Annotated in this window: 12 protein-coding genes and 2 pseudogenes; 11 read left to right on the top strand and 3 right to left on the bottom strand. The window is 74.2% G+C overall.

Annotation, left to right across the window (positions count from 1 at the left end; translation table 11 throughout):
* Positions 1 to 353 precede the first annotated feature (353 nt).
* Entirely contained in the window at positions 354 to 1,082 is a 729-nt protein-coding gene (locus tag ABZ854_RS15735; protein ID WP_361210165.1) for a lytic polysaccharide monooxygenase, read from the top strand.
* A 91-nt stretch (positions 1,083 to 1,173) separates the two neighbouring features.
* On the opposite strand, the pseudogene ABZ854_RS15730 reads toward ABZ854_RS15735, so the two are convergent.
* Together ABZ854_RS15730 and ABZ854_RS15725 are read right to left on the bottom strand one after the other, a co-directional pair.
* A pseudogene (locus ABZ854_RS15730) lies at positions 1,174 to 1,284 on the bottom strand (fasciclin domain-containing protein); the annotation flags it as partial.
* Positions 1,261 to 1,530: pseudogene (locus tag ABZ854_RS15725) on the bottom strand (sigma factor); the annotation flags it as partial. The pseudogenes ABZ854_RS15725 and ABZ854_RS15730, both read right to left, overlap by 24 nt.
* On the opposite strand from ABZ854_RS15725, the gene ABZ854_RS15720 reads away from it, so the two are divergent.
* From ABZ854_RS15720 to ABZ854_RS15710, 3 genes are all read left to right on the top strand, one after another.
* Positions 1,529 to 2,905, top strand: coding sequence for a deoxyribodipyrimidine photo-lyase (locus ABZ854_RS15720; RefSeq protein ID WP_361210162.1), 1,377 nt, complete (start codon positions 1,529 to 1,531; stop codon positions 2,903 to 2,905). The pseudogene ABZ854_RS15725 and the gene ABZ854_RS15720 overlap by 2 nt on opposite strands.
* 117 nt (positions 2,906 to 3,022) lie before the next feature.
* Positions 3,023 to 3,721, top strand: a complete 699-nt coding sequence (locus ABZ854_RS15715; RefSeq protein WP_361210159.1) for an alpha/beta fold hydrolase — start codon at positions 3,023 to 3,025, stop codon at positions 3,719 to 3,721.
* Positions 3,722 to 3,963: 242 nt separating this feature from the next.
* On the top strand, positions 3,964 to 5,718 hold the full coding sequence (locus tag ABZ854_RS15710; protein ID WP_361210402.1) for a SpoIIE family protein phosphatase: 1,755 nt from the start codon (positions 3,964 to 3,966) through the stop codon (positions 5,716 to 5,718).
* A gap of 57 nt (positions 5,719 to 5,775) precedes the next feature.
* On the opposite strand, the gene ABZ854_RS15705 is transcribed toward ABZ854_RS15710, so the two are convergent.
* Entirely contained in the window at positions 5,776 to 6,288 is a 513-nt protein-coding gene (locus tag ABZ854_RS15705; RefSeq protein ID WP_361210156.1) for a PadR family transcriptional regulator, read from the bottom strand.
* A 96-nt stretch (positions 6,289 to 6,384) separates the two neighbouring features.
* Here ABZ854_RS15705 and ABZ854_RS15700 point away from each other — a divergent pair, with 96 nt between their 5' ends.
* The 7 genes from ABZ854_RS15700 (at position 6,385) to ABZ854_RS15670 (ending at position 16,475) form a co-directional block, all read left to right on the top strand.
* Positions 6,385 to 6,945 (top strand): hypothetical protein, encoded by a 561-nt coding sequence (locus ABZ854_RS15700; RefSeq protein ID WP_361210154.1) that lies wholly within the window; start codon positions 6,385 to 6,387, stop codon positions 6,943 to 6,945.
* Entirely contained in the window at positions 6,942 to 8,249 is a 1,308-nt protein-coding gene (locus ABZ854_RS15695) for a carotenoid oxygenase family protein (RefSeq protein ID WP_361210151.1), read from the top strand. The genes ABZ854_RS15700 and ABZ854_RS15695 overlap by 4 nt, the downstream gene beginning before the upstream one ends.
* Positions 8,250 to 8,432: 183 nt before the next feature.
* The gene (locus ABZ854_RS15690) at positions 8,433 to 10,241 is read left to right on the top strand and encodes a fatty acyl-AMP ligase (protein ID WP_361210148.1); all 1,809 of its coding nucleotides are present in this window, start codon (positions 8,433 to 8,435) and stop codon (positions 10,239 to 10,241) included.
* Positions 10,235 to 11,965 (top strand): acyl-CoA dehydrogenase family protein, encoded by a 1,731-nt coding sequence (locus tag ABZ854_RS15685; RefSeq protein ID WP_361210145.1) that lies wholly within the window; start codon positions 10,235 to 10,237, stop codon positions 11,963 to 11,965. The genes ABZ854_RS15690 and ABZ854_RS15685 overlap by 7 nt, the downstream gene beginning before the upstream one ends.
* A gap of 55 nt (positions 11,966 to 12,020) precedes the next feature.
* The gene (locus ABZ854_RS15680; protein WP_361210142.1) at positions 12,021 to 12,320 is read left to right on the top strand and encodes an acyl carrier protein; all 300 of its coding nucleotides are present in this window, start codon (positions 12,021 to 12,023) and stop codon (positions 12,318 to 12,320) included.
* Positions 12,320 to 15,361, top strand: a complete 3,042-nt coding sequence (locus ABZ854_RS15675; protein WP_361210139.1) for a beta-ketoacyl synthase N-terminal-like domain-containing protein — start codon at positions 12,320 to 12,322, stop codon at positions 15,359 to 15,361. The genes ABZ854_RS15680 and ABZ854_RS15675 overlap by 1 nt, the downstream gene beginning before the upstream one ends.
* Positions 15,362 to 15,458: 97 nt before the next feature.
* Entirely contained in the window at positions 15,459 to 16,475 is a 1,017-nt protein-coding gene (locus ABZ854_RS15670; protein WP_206739216.1) for a 3-oxoacyl-ACP synthase III family protein, read from the top strand.
* Positions 16,476 to 16,477: the final 2 nt, after the last annotated feature.

Raw genomic sequence — 16,477 nt, 5'->3', positions numbered from 1 at the left:
TCGCGCAGCGGCCTCGTGGGCGCTGCGACGCGGTGGGGGCGATGTGGCGGTGCTGAGCCGCGGCTGCGGGCGCACCGGCCCGGTCGGGGTCGGTGCACGGTGGTGCCGGGACGGCGGCCGGGTGGTGGCTCCGGCTGGGTGCCAGACCGGTGCGGTCGAACATTGAACCACCGCGACGGACTTTGTCTAGACCAATAGCGTGACGAATTCCGGGCATCGTGCGGCTGTCAACTGTGGCCTGCGGTTTGGTAGTTCGGCATGTTCAGCCCCTTGACCGGAAGGGATTCAGGGCTATGGTCTGGACCTAGTGTGTTTCAGGTCTAGACCTATCCCTGTGAAGGAAGTGGCACGGCATGAACACGAAGAGACGGGCGGCTGTCGCCATCGGCGCGCTGGTCGCCCCCCTGCTCGCGGTGAGCCTGCCGGCGAGCTCCGCCAGCGCCCACGGCTGGGTGACCCTCCCCACGAGCCGTCAGGAGCAGTGCGCCGAGGGCGTCGTCCAGTGCGGCGAGATCAAGTACGAGCCGCAGAGCGTCGAGGGCCCCAAGGGGCTGCACAGCTGCAGCGGCGGTCACTCGGAATTCGCCGAACTCGACGACGACAGCAAGGGCTGGCAGGTCACCCCGGTCGGTACGACCGCCACGTTCACCTGGCACAACACGGCCCGGCACGCCACCCTCAACTGGCAGTACTTCATCGGCGGCCAGAAGATCGCCGAGTTCGACGGCCACGGCCAGCAGCCGCCCGCCGACCTCAGCCAGCAGGTCGACTTCGGCGGCTTCACCGGCCGTCAGAAGGTCCTCGCCGTCTGGAACATCGCGGACACCGCCAACGCCTTCTACTCCTGCGTCGACGTCAACATCGGCGGCACCGGGGGCGGCGGCGACGGAGGCGGCACCGGCGGCGATCCCGGCACCTGCACCGCGCCCGCCTGGAGCGAGACGGCCGTCTACACCGGCGGCGAGACCGTCTCCTACGACGACCACAACTGGCGCGCCAAGTGGTGGGTGACCGGCGACAAGCCCGGCACCACCGGCGAGTGGGGCGTCTGGGAGGACCTCGGAGCCTGCGCGGCCGCGTGAGCGCGGGCGGAGTCGATCCAGCGGCCCGGCGGCACGGCACGGCCTCCGGGGTCACCCTCCCCGGGGGCCGTCGGCCGGCTCGGACCCGGTGTCAGTTCTTCGGCATCGGGACCGAGTCGATGATGTAGACGGTGGCGTTGGCCGTCTTCACGTTGCCGCAGACCACCTAGGCCGAGTCGAGGGTCCAGTTGATCGCGCTGCCCCGGTCGGGCCGGTGGTTCGCGGCCGTGCGCCACACCTCCACCAGCACCTCCTGCGTCACCTCCTCCGACTGCGCCCGGTCCCGCAGCACCGCGCGCACCACGCCGTGGACCGGTGCGGCGACCGCGTCGTACACGGCCGCGAACGCCTTCTGGCCGCCCCCGCGACCCGCCGAGGGTCCCGGGATACGGCCGGACGGCCGGACAATGCCGGGTTCCGCGGGACAGGAGCGAGAAGGTGGGGTCATGAGCGTCTCCGTCGTCCTGTTCACCTCCGACCTGCGGCTGCACGACCATCCGCCGCTGCGCGCCGCCCTGGCCCGCGCCGACGCGGTCGTCCCGCTGTTCGTCCGGGACCCCGCCGTGGCGGGGGCCGGCTTCGCCGCGCCCAACCGGAGCGCGTTCCTCGCCGACTGCCTCACCGACCTCGACGCCTCGCTGCGCGAACGCGGCGGCCGGCTCGTCGTGCGCACGGGCGACACGGTCGAGGAGGTCTGCCGGGTGGCGGCGGAGGCCGGCGCCGGGGAGGTGCACGTGAGCGCCGGGCACAGCGGCTTCGCCGCCCGCCGCGAGGACCGGCTGCGCCGCGCGCTGGAGGCGGACGGCGCTCGCCTGCACGTGTACGACGCCGTCACCGTGGCCGTACCCCCGGGCGAGGTGACCCCGGCCGGCTCCGACCACTTCGCGGTCTTCACGCCGTACCACCGCAAGTGGGCGCGGCAGCCCCTGCGAGCGGCCGTCGCCGCACCCCGCCGGGTGCCCGTGCCCGAGGATGTGACGGGCGAAGAGCTGCCCGGCCGGGCCGACGTCACCGGCGTCTCGCCCGCGCTGCCGGCCGGCGGCGAGCGCGAGGGGCGCAAGCGGGTGACCGGGTACTGGCGCCGCGGCCTGGAGGCCTACGACGACACGCGCGACGACATGGCCGGCGACACCACCTCCCGGCTCTCCGCGCACCTGCACTTCGGCACCCTGTCCCCGGTGGAGCTGGTGCACCGCGCACGGAGCCACGGCGGGCCGGGCGCGGCGGCCTTCGAACGGCAGCTCGCCTGGCGGGACTTCCACCGCCAGGTCCTCGCCGCCCGCCCCGCGACCGCCCACGCCGACTACCGCACCCGGCACGACCACTGGCGCACGGAACGCACCGCCCGGGCCGACATCAAGGCCTGGCGGGAGGGCCGTACCGGATACCCGGTGATCGACGCGGCGATGCGGCAGCTGCGCCACGAGGGCTGGATGCACAACCGTGCCCGGCTGCTCACCGCGAGCTTCCTCGCCAAGACCCTCTACGTCGACTGGCGGATCGGCGCCGCGCACTTCCTGTACTGGCTGGTCGACGGGGACGTGGCCAACAACCAGCTCAACTGGCAGTGGGTGGCCGGCACCGGCACCGACACCCGCCCCAACCGGGTCCTCAACCCCGTCACCCAGGGCAAGCGGTACGACCCCGAGGGCCGGTACGTGCGCCGCTGGGTGCCCGAACTCGACGGCGTGGACGGCAGGGCCGTGCACGAACCCTGGAAACTGACCGGTCCGGCGCGGGCCGCCCTGGATTACCCTGAGCCGGTCGTGGACCTGGCGGAGGGGCTGGAACGCTTCCGCCGGGCGCGCGGCCGGGCGGGATGAGCGACCGCGCGCGGAACGGCCCGCCGGGTAGGGCCAAAGGGCCTGGCCGAGCCGGACGGCGCGCGGCCACGGGTTCCGCACGGCGGCGGACGGTCGGAGCAGCGGGGAGCGGGGCGGATGACGACGCGGACATCGGTCAGCGGGACGGCACTGGTCGTACGGCACGCGCCGGAACGGCCCGGCGCCGCCGTTCTCACCCTGCACGGGGGCAGGCCGCAGGACGACACCGTCTGCCGGCCCTGGCACCTGGCCGCGCTGCGGATGCGGCCCGTGCTGCGCGCGGTGGCCACCGGGCTGCCGTTGCACCACGTCCTGCTGGGCGAGGTCCGCTACCGGCAGCGCGGCTGGAACGACGGCGCCGCCGCCGACGACGTCCGGCGTGCCCTGGACGAGCTGGACGCCCGGTACGGTCCGGTGCCCGTCGTCCTGGTCGGGCACTCGATGGGCGGCCGGGCCGCGGTCGCCGTGGCCGGGCACCCGGCCGTGCGCGGGGTGCTGGCCCTCGCCCCCTGGCTGCCGCCCGGTGAACCGGCCGCGCAGCTGGACGGCCGGCGGCTGCTCGTGTTCCACGGCGACGCCGACCGGGTCACCAGCTCCGGCGACGCCGCCCACTTCGTACGGCGGGCCCGCGCGGCCGGGGCCCGCGCCGGGATGGTGCTGATCGGCGGCGGGGACCACGCCATGCTCCGCCGCCTCCCGACTTGGCACGCCCTCGCCGCGTCAGCCGTCACCGACCTCCTCCGCGCCCACCCCTCCACCACCGGCCTCCTGCAGACCACCACCGCCCCGGGCGCCCCCGGCCTCCTCCACCGCTGAACCCGACGGCCGCCTCGACCGCGACGGCAGCAGCAAGCGGACCGCGCGTGCAGCCGCACCGCCCCGTCCCGCCGACACCCGATACCCCCGTCGCGGGCGTGCGGGTGGGCCCCCGGCACGCCACACTGGGTGCTGTCGAGGCCAGGAGGGGAGGACGAGGTGGGAAGGACACGGGCTTGAGCGCTGAGGAGCGCGGGCCGGTGGCGCCGCTCGGCGGGGTGTCCCACCGGCTGCGGAGTGCCATGGACCGGCGTGTGCTGGGCACCCTGCCCCGGCGGCTGCGCGGCGTGGTGTCCCCGGTCGTCCCCCGGCGGACCGCCCGCGCCCGGCTCGCCTGGCTGAACGAGGCGTCCACCAGCATCGGCACCACGCTGGACCTGCGGCGCACCGCACAGGAGGTCACCGACTTCTGCGTGCCCTGGCTGGCCGACGCGGCCGCCGTCGACCTGCTGGAGTCCGTGCTGCTCGGCGAGGACGGGGCGCACGGCATCGCCGGCACCGCGCCCGCCATGCGCGCGATGGCCGTGTCGTGCGTCGCCGAGCTGTGCGACCTGGAACCCGATCCGGTGGGCGAGCCCTCCACCTTCGAGCACAACAAGCTGGTCTACAGCGTCTGCGTCAGCGAGCGCAGGGCGGCCGTCGTGAACCGTATGCGGCGCCCGGACTTCGAGCGGGTCGCCCCGACGCCCAGCGCGGCCGAGCAGATGCGCAAGGCCGGCGTGCACAGCTACCTGGCCGTCCCCCTGGTCGCCCGCGGCGTGCTGCTCGGCATCGCCGACTTCCTGCGCTGCGGGGCCAGCCCGCCCTTCGGCCGTGCCGACGTGGAACTCGCCACCCAGCTCGCCTCCAAGGCCGCCGTCTCCGTGGACAACGCCCGCCTCTACGGCCGCGAGCGCGAGCACGTCGTGTCACTCCAGCGCACCCTGCTGCCCCGCGCCATCCCCAGCACCGCCGGCCTGCGCGTCACCGGCTGCTACGCCCCGGCGGACGATCCGCACGGCGTCGGCGGCGACTGGTTCGACGTGGTGGCGCTGCCCGGCGGGCGCACCGCTCTCGTGGTCGGCGACGTGATGGGGCACGGGCTGCCCGCCGCCGCGACCATGGGGCGCCTGCGGACCGTGGCCCGTGCGCTGCTCAGCCTCGACATCGCGCCCGAGCGGGTGCTGGCCCGCCTCGACCTGGCCGCCCGCGACCTGGAGGACGACCAGGTCGCTACCTGTCTGTGCGCCGTGTACGACCCGGCGACCACCACCTACACCCTGGCCAGCGCCGGCCACCCGCCGCCCCTGCTGGTCCCGGAGCCCGGCAGCGCACAGTACGCGCCGGTGCCGGTCGGGGCCCCGCTGGGCGCCGGCGTCATCCCGTACGACGCGGCCTGCCTGACCGTCCCGGCCCGCGGACGGCTCGTCCTCTACAGCGACGGGCTGGTGAAGACCCGACGCGGCGGGGAGGACATCGACGAACAGCTGGAGGGGCTGCGGGCCGCTGCCGCCGGGCTCTCCGGCGAGGACCTGGACGGCTGCCGGCTGACCCGGACCGTGCCGAACACCGGCAACCGCTACGACGAGTCCGTGCTGCTGGTCGCCGCGGGCCGGCCCGAGCCGCTCGGCGGCGACATGCGGGTCTGGCGGCTGCCCCCGGACGGCACCGCCGCCGGCACCGCCCGCCGCCTGGTCACCGAACAGCTCCGCCACTGGGAGCTGGAGGAACTGTCGGACGTCAGCGAGCTGGTCGTCAGCGAACTCATCGGCAACGCGCTGCGTCACGGGGGCGCCCCCGGCGAACTGCGCATGCTGCGGCACGACCGGCTGATGCTGGAGGTCTCCGACCGCGGCCCGGACCTGCCGCAGATCCAGCACGCCACCGAGTCCGACGAGGGCGGCCGGGGCCTGCAGCTGATCAACATGCTGTGCCGGCGCTGGGGTTCGTGCCGCATCCCCGAGGGCAAGGTGGTCTGGGTCGAACAGGACCTCCCGAACGGCCGGGGCGCGACATGAGCCGGCCCGCCTGCGGCGCGACATGAACGGGCCCGCCGCCCGCGGCGCCCCGAGGCCCTACTTCAGCTGGCCCGCCGCCCAGGCCGCCCACTCCCGGCGCATCTCGTGGAAGCGCAGGCCGTACTCCAGGGCGATGCGGCCGTGGACCGAGAGGTCGTCGTCGTCCCAGTCGATGGAGTCGGCGAGGGCGCGCAGTTCGTCGTGGGCCTCCGCGGACTGCCCGGCCAGGTCGGCGAGGTAGGCGCGGCCCTGTTCGGGTTCGAGGACGCCGAGGAAGAACACGCGCAGCAGCACGTCGCTGCGGGTGGTCCGCTGGGGCTTGGTCTCGGTCAGCCAGTGCCGCAGTTCGATGAGGCCCTCGTCGGTGAGGGCGTACTCCTTGCGGCCGCGCGGGCCCTCGGCGGCCACCGTGATCAGGCCGGTGCCCGCCAGTTTCGTCAGCTCGGTGTAGATCTGGCTCTGGGTCGCCGGCCAGACGTTCGCCAGCGAGGTGTCGAAGCGTTTCAGCAGGTCGTAGCCGCTCGCGGGGCGCTCCGAGAGCAGGCCGAGGAGTGCGTGTCTCAGGCTCATGCCTCCACCCTACATTCCACTCTTGACATGTCGCTAGAGGACCTTCTAGTTTTGACATGTCGGGAGAGGAATCCCGCACCGGAATGGGAGAGATCAATGTCGTACCTGCGCACGTTCCTGCCGTGGATCGTCTTCGCCGTGTTCCCCTCGGGCAGCTGGCAGTGGGGCGCCCTGGCCGCGCTGCTCGTCGCCGTCGCGATCATCGCCCAGCAGCGCCGGGCCGGAGCCGGGTTCGACGCGCTGATCATCGAGTGCGGTTCGGCGGTCTTCTTCGCCGCCCTCACCGTCATCGCCTTCGCCGACCCGCACTCCGGCGTCCACGACTACTCCGCCGCCCTCTCCTCCGGCGTCCTCGCCGTCATCGCCGGTGTCTCGCTCGCCATCGGCAAGCCGTTCACCCTGGGCATCGCCAAGCGCACCACCCCGCGCGAGGTGTGGGGGCTGAAGCCGTTCATCCGGACCAACGTCGTCATCACCGTCGTATGGACCCTGGCGTTCGCTGTCACCGCCGTCGTCCTCGCCCTGGTCGCGCACGCCGGGCACCCGCACTCCTCCACCGCGACCGTCGTGCAGATCGCCGGCTTCGTCGTCCCGATGGTCTTCACCGTCCGCTACATCGCCTACGTCCAGGCCAGGGCCGGGCAGGTGGCCCGGTGACCGCCCCCACCCCCCGCCACCTCGCCGGGAACTACGCCCCGGTCACCGAGGAACTCACCGTCCACGACCTGCCGGTGACCGGCACGCTCCCGCCCGAACTGAACGGCTGGTACGTGCGCAACGGGCCCAACCCGGCCGACGCCGCCTCCGGACACTGGTTCTTCGGGGACGGGATGGTGCACGGATTAAGGATCGAGGACGGCCGCGCGGCCTCGTACCGCAACCGGTGGGTGCGCACCAGCACCCTCACCGACGGCGCGCGGATGTACGACGACCAGGGGAGGCGCGACCTCACCGCGGGGCCGGCCAACACCCACGTCGTCCGGCACGCAGGCCACACCCTCGCCCTCGTCGAGACCGCCCTGCCCTACGAACTGACCCCCGAGCTGGACACCAAGGGCGCCTACGACTTCGGCGGCCGGCTGCACACCGCCATGACCGCCCACCCCAAGACCTGCCCGGCCACCGGCCAACTGCACTTCTTCGGCTACGGCGTCCTGGAGCCCACTCACCTCACCTACCACCGCGCCGACGCGAACGGCGAGTTGGTGGTCAGCCGGCCGATCGAGGTGCCGGGCGCGACCATGCTGCACGACTTCTGCCTGACCGCCGAGCACGTCGTCTTCCTCGACCTGCCCGTCGTCTTCGACCTCGATCTCGCGATGTCCGGCGGCGCCATGCCCTATTGCTGGGACGACGGCTACGGCGCCCGGCTCGGCGTCCTGCGCCGCGACGACCCCTACGGCGAGGTCCGCTGGTTCCCCGTCGACCCCTGCTACGTCTTCCACTCGCTGAACGCCTTCGACGCCCCCGACGGCGGCATCGTGCTCCACGTCATGCGGTACGAGGAGATCTGGCGGCGCACCGAACAGGGCCTCACCCCGCCCAAGGACGCGGTGCTGTGGAAGTGGACCATCGACCCGGCGCGCGGCACCGTCCGCGAGGAGCAGGTCGACGACCGGCCCGGCGAGTTCCCCCGCGTCGACGACCGGCTGACCGGTCTCGCCTCCGCCCACGGCCACGTCACCTGCGACAACACCCTCGTCCGCTACGACCTGGCCACCGGCGCGGCCACCACTCACGACTTCGGACCCGACGTCACCCCCGGCGAGGCCGCCTTCGCCCCCGCCGACGCCACACCCGGCGGCCCCGGCTACCTGATGACGTACGTGTACGACGCCGCCACCGACCGCAGCGACCTCGTCGTGCTGGACGCCGGTGATCTCGCCGCCGGCCCCGTGGCCACGGTGCACCTGCCGGCTCGCGTGCCGTTCGGATTCCACGGCAACTGGCTGCCGGACTGAGGCCCCCGGCGGCCCGTCCGGCCCCGGACCGGCGGACCCGCCGAGCCCCGCATGCCCGGACGGACGGTGCGCTGCCGGGTCGGCGCGCGCTGTCCGGTTGGTGCGTGCAAGCGCCCCTTTAGGCGGCCGTCGCAAGATCCAGGGCGACATGGGTTACGCGACCATGCGGGACATGCGAGGGGGATGCAGTTGTCACGCTTCGCCACTTTCACCGACCTCGTCCGGACCCGGTGCGCCGAGTTCGCGGGCGATGACGTACACATCCAACTCCGCGACACCACGGCCGGACCGGCCGCCGAGCGGCTGACCTACGGGGAACTGGACCGCGCCGGGCGACGGATCGCCCGCGCCCTGCGCGCGCACGGCATGACCGGACGGCCCGTGCTGCTGATGTACCCGGGGAGCCTGGAGTTCCTCAAGGCGTTCACCGGCTGCCTCTACAGCGGAGCCGTGGCCGTGCCCGCACCGCTGCCCGAGGGCAACACCAAGGGACGCCTCGGGCGCAGCTCGGCGATGCTGCGGGACTGCGGCGCGAAGGTCGTGCTCACCGACCGGGCCAGCGCGCCGGACGTCGCCCTGTGGCTGGCGACCGAGGGCTGCGCCGACGACGTGGTGTGCGTCGCGAGCGACGCCCTGCCCGACACCGACGAGGCCTGGGAGCCGCCCGCCACCGGACCGGACGACCTGGCCTTCCTCCAGTACACCTCCGGCTCGGTGTCCGAGCCGCGCGGCGTTATGGTCACCCACCGCAACCTGCTCGCCAACCAGGCGGCCCTGCAACGGGTGCTGGACACCACCTCCGCCGACCGGTTCGGCGGCTGGCTGCCGCTGTACCACGACATGGGGCTCATCGCGCACCTGCTGCACCCGCTCTGGCTGGGCAGCGCCTCGGTGATGATGTCGCCGACCGCGTTCATCAAGCGTCCCGTGCGCTGGCTGCAGGCCATCGACGAGTACGGCGTCACCATCGGCGGCGGCCCCAACTTCTGCTACGACCTCGCCCTGCGCCGGGTCACCGACGCCGCGCTGGCCCGACTGGACCTGTCCCGCTGGCGCCTCGCCCTCAACGGGGCCGAGCCGGTGCGCGCCGACACCCTTGACGCGTTCGCCCGCCGCTTCGCCGCCGCCGGCCTCGCCGCCGAGGCGATGTACCCGTGCTACGGGCTCGCCGAGGCCACCCTCGTCGTCTCCGGCGGCGTGCGCGGCGAGGCGTACCGGCGCCGGGACGCCGACGCGGCCGCCCTCGCCCGGGACGTCGTCGCCCCCGCCGAAGCGGGCCGCGAGTCGCGCACCCTGGTCTCCAGCGGCCGCGTCACCGACTTCGACGTCCGCGTCGTCGACCCCGTCGGCTACCGGGAACTGCCCGAGGGCGCCGTGGGGGAGATCTGGCTGCGCGGGGACAGCGTCGCCGCCGGGTACTACGGCAAGCCCGAAGAGACCGAGGCCACCTTCCGGGGCGTGCTGGACACCGGCGAGGACGGCTTCCTGCGCACCGGCGACCTCGGCGTCCTCGACGACGGACAGCTGTACGTCACCGGGCGGCTGAAGGAAGTCGTCATCCTCAACGGGCGGAACGTCTACCCGCAGGACGTCGAGTACGCCGTCAAGGCCCTGCACCCCGCGCTCGCCGCGGGCAGCGGTGCCGCGTTCTCCGTCGAGGCCGGCCGCGAACAGCTCGTCCTCGTCCAGGAGGTCCGGGGCGAGCAGCTCGACGGACCGCGGCTGCGCGAACTCGCCCAGCGCATCCAGGAGCTGATCGGCAAGGAGTTCCACGTGCCGGCCGGGAACGTGCTCCTCGTCCGCCCCGGCACCGTCCGCCGCACCACCAGCGGCAAGGTCCAGCGCACCCTCATGCGCCGCGAGTTCCTCGCCGGCGAGGTGCACGGCGAGTACGAGGTGTTCGACCCGGCCGTCCGCGCGCTCGCCCGCGCCGGGGACGTCCTGCTCGGAGAGGGGCTGCTGCAGTCCACCGCCGGCGGTGGCGCATGGTGACCCTGACCGCCGCGCCCGTGCGCGAGGCCGAGGTCCAGCGCCGGGTCGCGGCCGTGGAGGACCTCCTCGGCGACCCCGGCGACCCGGCCAACCCGTGCGGCTACGCGGCCCTGCTGGACGCCGACCGGGATGCCGTGCGCAGTGTCCCCGGCGAGGACGCCCTCGACCGGTCCGGCATGCACCGCGAGTACGTGCCCGTCGAACTCGGCGGCCGGCTCACCTCCATGGACACCCTGGTCCGCGTCATGCGCCCGGTCTTCCGGCGGGACGTGGGCCTCGGTATGGGGTACGGCGCCATGTCCTTCATGGCCGCCGCCGACGTGTGGATGGCCGGCACCGAGGACCAGCAGGCCGCGCTCGCCCGCCAGTTGCTGGACGGCTCCCGCGCGGCCATCGCCCAGCTGGAGACCGCCCACAGCAACGACTACGTCCGCAGCCAGGTCACCGCCCGGCCCGCGTCCGGCGGCGGGCTGCTGCTCAGCGGCCGCAAGCCCGTCATCAACAACCTCGACCGCGCGGACGCGCTCGTGCTGTTCGCCCGCACCGACCCCGCACCCGGCCGGCGCAGCCACACCGCCGTCCTCCTCGACCCCACCCGGATCCCCGAGGGCCGGGCCGAACTCCTGCGCCGGCACACCTCGCTGGGCCTGCGCGGCTGCGTGTTCGGCGGGGTCGACTTCGACGACTGCCCCGTCCCCGCCGACGCCCTGCTCGGGCCCGTCGGCGACGGCGTACCGATCGCGCAGCGCTCCTTCCAGATCACCCGCACCGTCATCTCCTCGATGGTGCTCGCCGCCGTCGACACCAGCCTGCGCACCGCCGTCGCCTTCGACCACGAACACCGCGGCGGCGGCTGGTCCACCGGCGGCTCCGACTCCCAGCGCACCGCCGCCACCATCACCGGCGCCTTCGTCAACCTGCTGCTCTACGACGCCCTCGCCACCGTCGCCACCCGGGCCATCCACGTCCTGCCGGAGCAGACCAGCGTCTACTCGGCCGCCGTGAAGTACCTGCTGCCGCGCGTGCTGACCGAGACCATGTACGACCTGTCGATCGTCCTCGGCGCCGGCCTCTACACCCGCGAGGGCACCCTCGGCATCTTCCAGAAGCACCTGCGGGACGTGCCCATGGTCACCCTCGGGCACGCCGGGACCGTCGCCTGCCAGGGCACGATCATCCCCCAGCTGCCGCGCCTGGCCCGCCGCTCCTGGTTCGTCGAGGACGAGGCGCCCGCCGCCCTGTTCCGGCCGCGCGACCCAATGCCCCCGTTCGACCCGGACCGGCTGGCGCTCGCCTGCGGGCGGGACAGCCTGAGCGCCACCCTGCTCGCGGTGGCCGCCGAGACCCCGGGGACCGGCGCCGTCGAACGCGCCCTGCGCGACCTGGCGCTGACCCTCGTCGACGAGTTCCGCGACCTGCGTGCCCGCGTCCTCGCCCTCGGCCCCGAGCCCGGCGCCGCGCCGTTCCCGCTCATGGACCGCTACGCCCATCTGCTCGCCGCCGCCGCGGTGCTCGGCGTGTGGCGGCACAACCAGGACGGCTCCGACCCGTTCCTCGCCGACCCGGCCTGGGCGGCGGCCGCCCTGCACCGCCTGGCCCGCCGCCTCGGCGCCCCGGTACCCGACCTGCCGGCCGAGTGCGAGCTGCGGGTCCGCCACGAGGTGCAGCTGCGCTTCAGCGACCGCCGCTCCTACGACCTCTACGACACCCCGCTGCCGGGATGAGCGCGCCCCAAGAAGGCATCCCGGACCGGCGAATCCCAGCGAAAGGCGTTCGGCCATGAACGTACCGACCCACCCGCAGTCCCTCTACACCCCCGACTCCGCCGTGCCGCGCGGCTGGCTCCTCGACCGGGTCGCGCTCTACCTGGGCCGGGACGCGGAGACCATCGACCCGACCGTGCCGCTGGCCGAGTACGGCATGGACTCGGTGTGCGCGCTGAGCCTGTGCGGCGACCTGGAGGACGAGTTCGGCCTGCTGGTCGAGCCGACCCTGCTGTGGGACCACCCCACCGTGCAGGCCCTGCTCGCCTTCCTCGCCGTCCAGGCGCCCGCGCCCGGCGCGAGCGGGGAGCAGTGATGACGGACGGTCCGGACCGGCAAAGAGCGGCGATGACGGACGGGGCCGCTTACGGCGACGGCGTCGCGATCGTCGGGATCGACTGCGCCTTCCCGCTCGCGCGGGACACCGACGCCTACTGGGAAGTGCTGCTGCGCGGCGGCGACGCGATCGGTGAAGTACCCCCGGAACGCTGGGATCCGGCCGCGTTCCCGGCCGCCGACGGCGCCGCCCGCGCCGGGCTGGACCGCGGCGGATTCCTGGACGGCGCCGACGTGTTCGACAACGAGTTCTTCTCCGTGCCGCCCCGCGAGGCCGCCGCCATGGACCCCCAGCAGCGGCTGCTGCTGCACTGCGCCTGGCGGGCCGTGGAGGACTCCGGCGTGGCCCCCGGGGCGCTCGCGGGCAGCGGCACCGGCGTCTACGTCGGCGTCATGGGCGGCGAGTGGGGCCGGCTGCACCTCGGTGACTACGACAGGGTCACCCCCCAGCTCGGCGCCGGCAGCAGCGCCGGCATGACCGCCAACCGGATCTCCTACCAGCTCGGCTTCACCGGGCCCAGCATGGCCGTCGACACCGCCTGCTCGTCCTCGCTGGTCGCCGTGCACCTCGGCGTCGGCGCCCTGCTGTCGGGGGAGTGCGACACCGTCCTCGCGGGCGGGGTCAACCTCGTGATGTCACCCGCGCTCGGGCTGGTCTACCACCAGCTGGGGCTCGCCGCGGCCGACGGGCGCTGCAAGCCGTTCAGCCTGCACGCCGACGGCATCGGGCGCAGCGAGGGCGTCGGCCTGGTCGTGCTGCGCCGGCTCGCCGACGCCGTCGCCGACGGGCAGCGGATCTACGCCGTGATCCGGGGCACCGCCGTCAACCAGGACGGCCGCAGCAACGGCATCACCGCGCCCAACCGCTGGTCGCAGGAGCAGGTCGTGGCCACCGCCTGCAAACGCGCCCGGGTGGAGCCGCGCGAGGTGGCGTTCGTCGAGGCGCACGGCACCGGCACCGCGCTCGGCGACACCATCGAGTGCGCCGCGCTGGGCAGCCTGCACGCGGAGGGCCGCGACGAGCCGCTGGCGATCGGCTCGGTCAAGGGCAACCTCGGGCACACGGAGGGCGCGGCCGGGATCGCCGGGCTGATCAAGGTCGCCCTGGCGCTGCACCACCGGATCGTGCCGGCCAGCCGCTTCGCCGACCGCGAGAACCCGCAACTCCGGCTCTCGCAGCGGGGCCTCAGGCTGCTGAAGTCGCCGCTCAGGCTGCCGCCGACCCCGGTCGTGGCCGGGCTGTCCAGCTTCGGCATGGGCGGCACCAACGCGCACGCCGTCCTCGGCTCCGCGCCCCGGCCGGCCCCGCGCACGACGGCCCGCCGGGCCGGGCCCGGCGCCGGCGTGTTCACGCTCACCGCCGACACCCCGGCCGCCCTGATCCGCAACCTCACCGAACAGGCGGAAGCCGTCGCCCGCCGCCCGCGCACCTCCGCCGCCGCGCTGTGCCGGCAGAGCAACCGGGTCAAGACCGGTCTGCCGTACCGTTTCTCCACAGCCGCCCGGGACACCGAGGAACTGGCGGCGGCGCTGCGCGAGGCGGCCCGGGGCGGCCTGCCCGAACAGGTCGCGCACCGCCCCTGGAGTCTGCCCACGGTGGCCTTCCTGTTCTCCGGACAGGGCGCCCAGTACCCCGGCATGACCGCCGCGCTCCACCAGGACTCCCACACCTACCGGCAGGCCCTCGACGCGGCCGACGCGGCCCTGCGGCCGTACACCGACACCTCGGTACGCGACCGGCTCCTGTCCGCCGGTTCCGGGGACGAGGACGCCGTGGCCGGGGAGCTCACCCAGCCCGCGCTGTTCGCCGTCGAGTACGCCCTCGCCGCCACCCTGACCGCGCTCGGCATCCGGCCGGCCGCCGTCCTCGGGCACAGCGTCGGCGAGTTCGCGGCGGCCGTCACCGCCGGCGTGCTCACCCTGGACGAGGCCGCGCACCTGGTCGCCACCCGCGGCCGGCTCATGCACGCCCTGCCCGCCGGCGGCGCCATGCTCTCCGTGCAGGCCGGCCCCGACGCCGTACGGCAATTGCTCGCCGAGGAGCCCGACGCGCACCTCGCCGCCCTCAACGGCCCCCGCGACACCGTGCTGTCCGGCACCGCCGAGGCCCTCGCCCGGATCGCTGAGACCCTGCGCGAGGCGCAGATACGCGTCCGCGACCTCCAGGCCCCGCTCGCCTTCCACTCCCCGCTGATCCGCCCGGCCCTGGACCGGCTCCGCTCGGCGGCCGCCGGCACCGAGCCGAAGCCGCCCGAGATCCCCGTCTTCTCCACCCGCTACGGCCGGCTCCTCGACCCGGCCGAGCGCATGGACGCCGCGTACTGGGCCGACCAGGCAGAGTCCCCGGTGCTGTTCGCGGACGCGCTCGCCGACCTGGAGACCGTCTGCGCGCCCACCCATCTGATCGAGATCGGCCCGCGCCCGCAGCTGCTGCCGCTGGCCGGCCGCGCCGGACTCGGCCCGGGTGTGGAGTTCCTGCACCCGTCCCCGGGCCCGGAGGCCGGCGCCACCGACCTCGCCGACCTGGTCGCCCGGCTCTACCGCGCCGGGCTCGACCCCGACTGGGAGCGGCTGTACGACCCCACCAGCACCGCCGGCTCTCCCGAGAAGCTGCGCGGCTACTCCTTCTCCACCGCCCACCGCTACTGGACGGCGCCGGCCCGGCCCGGTGCCGAGCCGGCCGAGCGGCCCCGGCCCACCGCCGCCCCGCCCCGGCCGGCGTCCGCCGCGCCCCGGGCGAGCGACCCGGTGTCCAGGGACCGTGATCCGGTGCTGGCCGCCGTCGTCGACGCCGTCGCGGAGGTGGGGTCGTACCCGCTGGAACAGGTCGTGGCCACCGCCCGCTTCTACGAGGACCTCGGCTTCGACTCCGTGATGATCATGCAGCTGAAGGACCGCATCGAGGCCCGGCTGCCGCACCTCGGCGAGGTCTCCGTGCAGCAACTGCTGCCCGCCCTCCGTTCGGTGGGCACCCTCGCCCAGTTCCTCGGCGGGCATCTCACCGAGGGGGTCGGGGCATGAGCGCCAGGGCCCGGGCCGCGGGAACACGCGCGCTGCTGTGCGCTGCGCGCGCACCCCAGGCCGTATCGTTCGGCTTTCAACTGGAAGGAGCCCGCGCGTGAGCGCCACCGCCTATCTCGCGGCGACCGGCAGCGCGCTGCCCGGCCCGCCCGTCGACAACGCGACCCTGGGCAGGGTGCTCGGGGTCAGCGAGGAGTGGGTCGACATCTTCGTGGGCACCCGCACCCGGCACTTCGGCTGGGACCTGCACACCGGCGAGGTCCGGCACACCCTCGCCGACCTGTGCGCGCAGGCCGGCGGCGCCGCCATCGAGGCCGCCGGGCTGGACCCGGTCGACATCGAGTTCGTGCTCCTCGCCACCGCCACCCCGGACACCCTGCTGCCCACCACCGCCAGCGAGGTCGCCGACCGGCTGGGCCTGATGTACCTGCCCGCCTTCCAGATCCAGTCCGGCTGCTCGGGTGCCGTCCAGGCACTCGACCTGGGCCGCACCCTGATCGGCGGCGGCGCCCGCGCCGGGCTGGTCATCGGCGGCGACGTCACCCACCGCCACCTCGACGCCCGGCGGGACGTGGCCCGCATGCCCACCGAGGAACTCGTCAACTACGTGCTGTTCGGCGACGGAGCCGGCGCGGCCGTCCTCACCGCCGAACCGGTCGCCGAACGCGTCCAGATCAAGGGCCTGCTCAACCGGTTCACAGGTCTCGGCCGACCGGCCGGGCAGACCGTGGACTGGTACGGCATCAGCGACCGGAACAGCGAACGCCCCATGGTCGTCGAGGACTACAAGGCCATCGAGGAGTCCGTGCCGACCATGGCCCGCGAGATCCTCTGGGAACTCCTCGACCAGCTCGAATGGACCCCGGACGACCTGGACTTCCTGCTGCCGCCGCAGCTGTCGGGACGGATGACCGAACGCATCACCGAGCACCTCGACGTGCCCGGCGCCAAGGAGGTGTCCTGCGTCGCCGAGACCGGGAACACCGGCAACGCCCTGGTCCTGCAACAGCTCACCCGGCTGCTGCCCGACCTGCCCACCGGCGGCCGCGCGCTGGCCATCGCGGTGGAGTCCAGCAAGTGGATCAAGTCCGGGCTCGGCCTGGAGAAGGTGTAGAC

Origin of the sequence: Streptomyces sp. NPDC047028, assembly GCF_040644095.1 — a bacterium.
Classification (GTDB): Bacteria; Actinomycetota; Actinomycetes; order Streptomycetales; family Streptomycetaceae; genus Streptomyces.
This window is presented reverse-complemented; position numbering and strand designations above follow the sequence as displayed.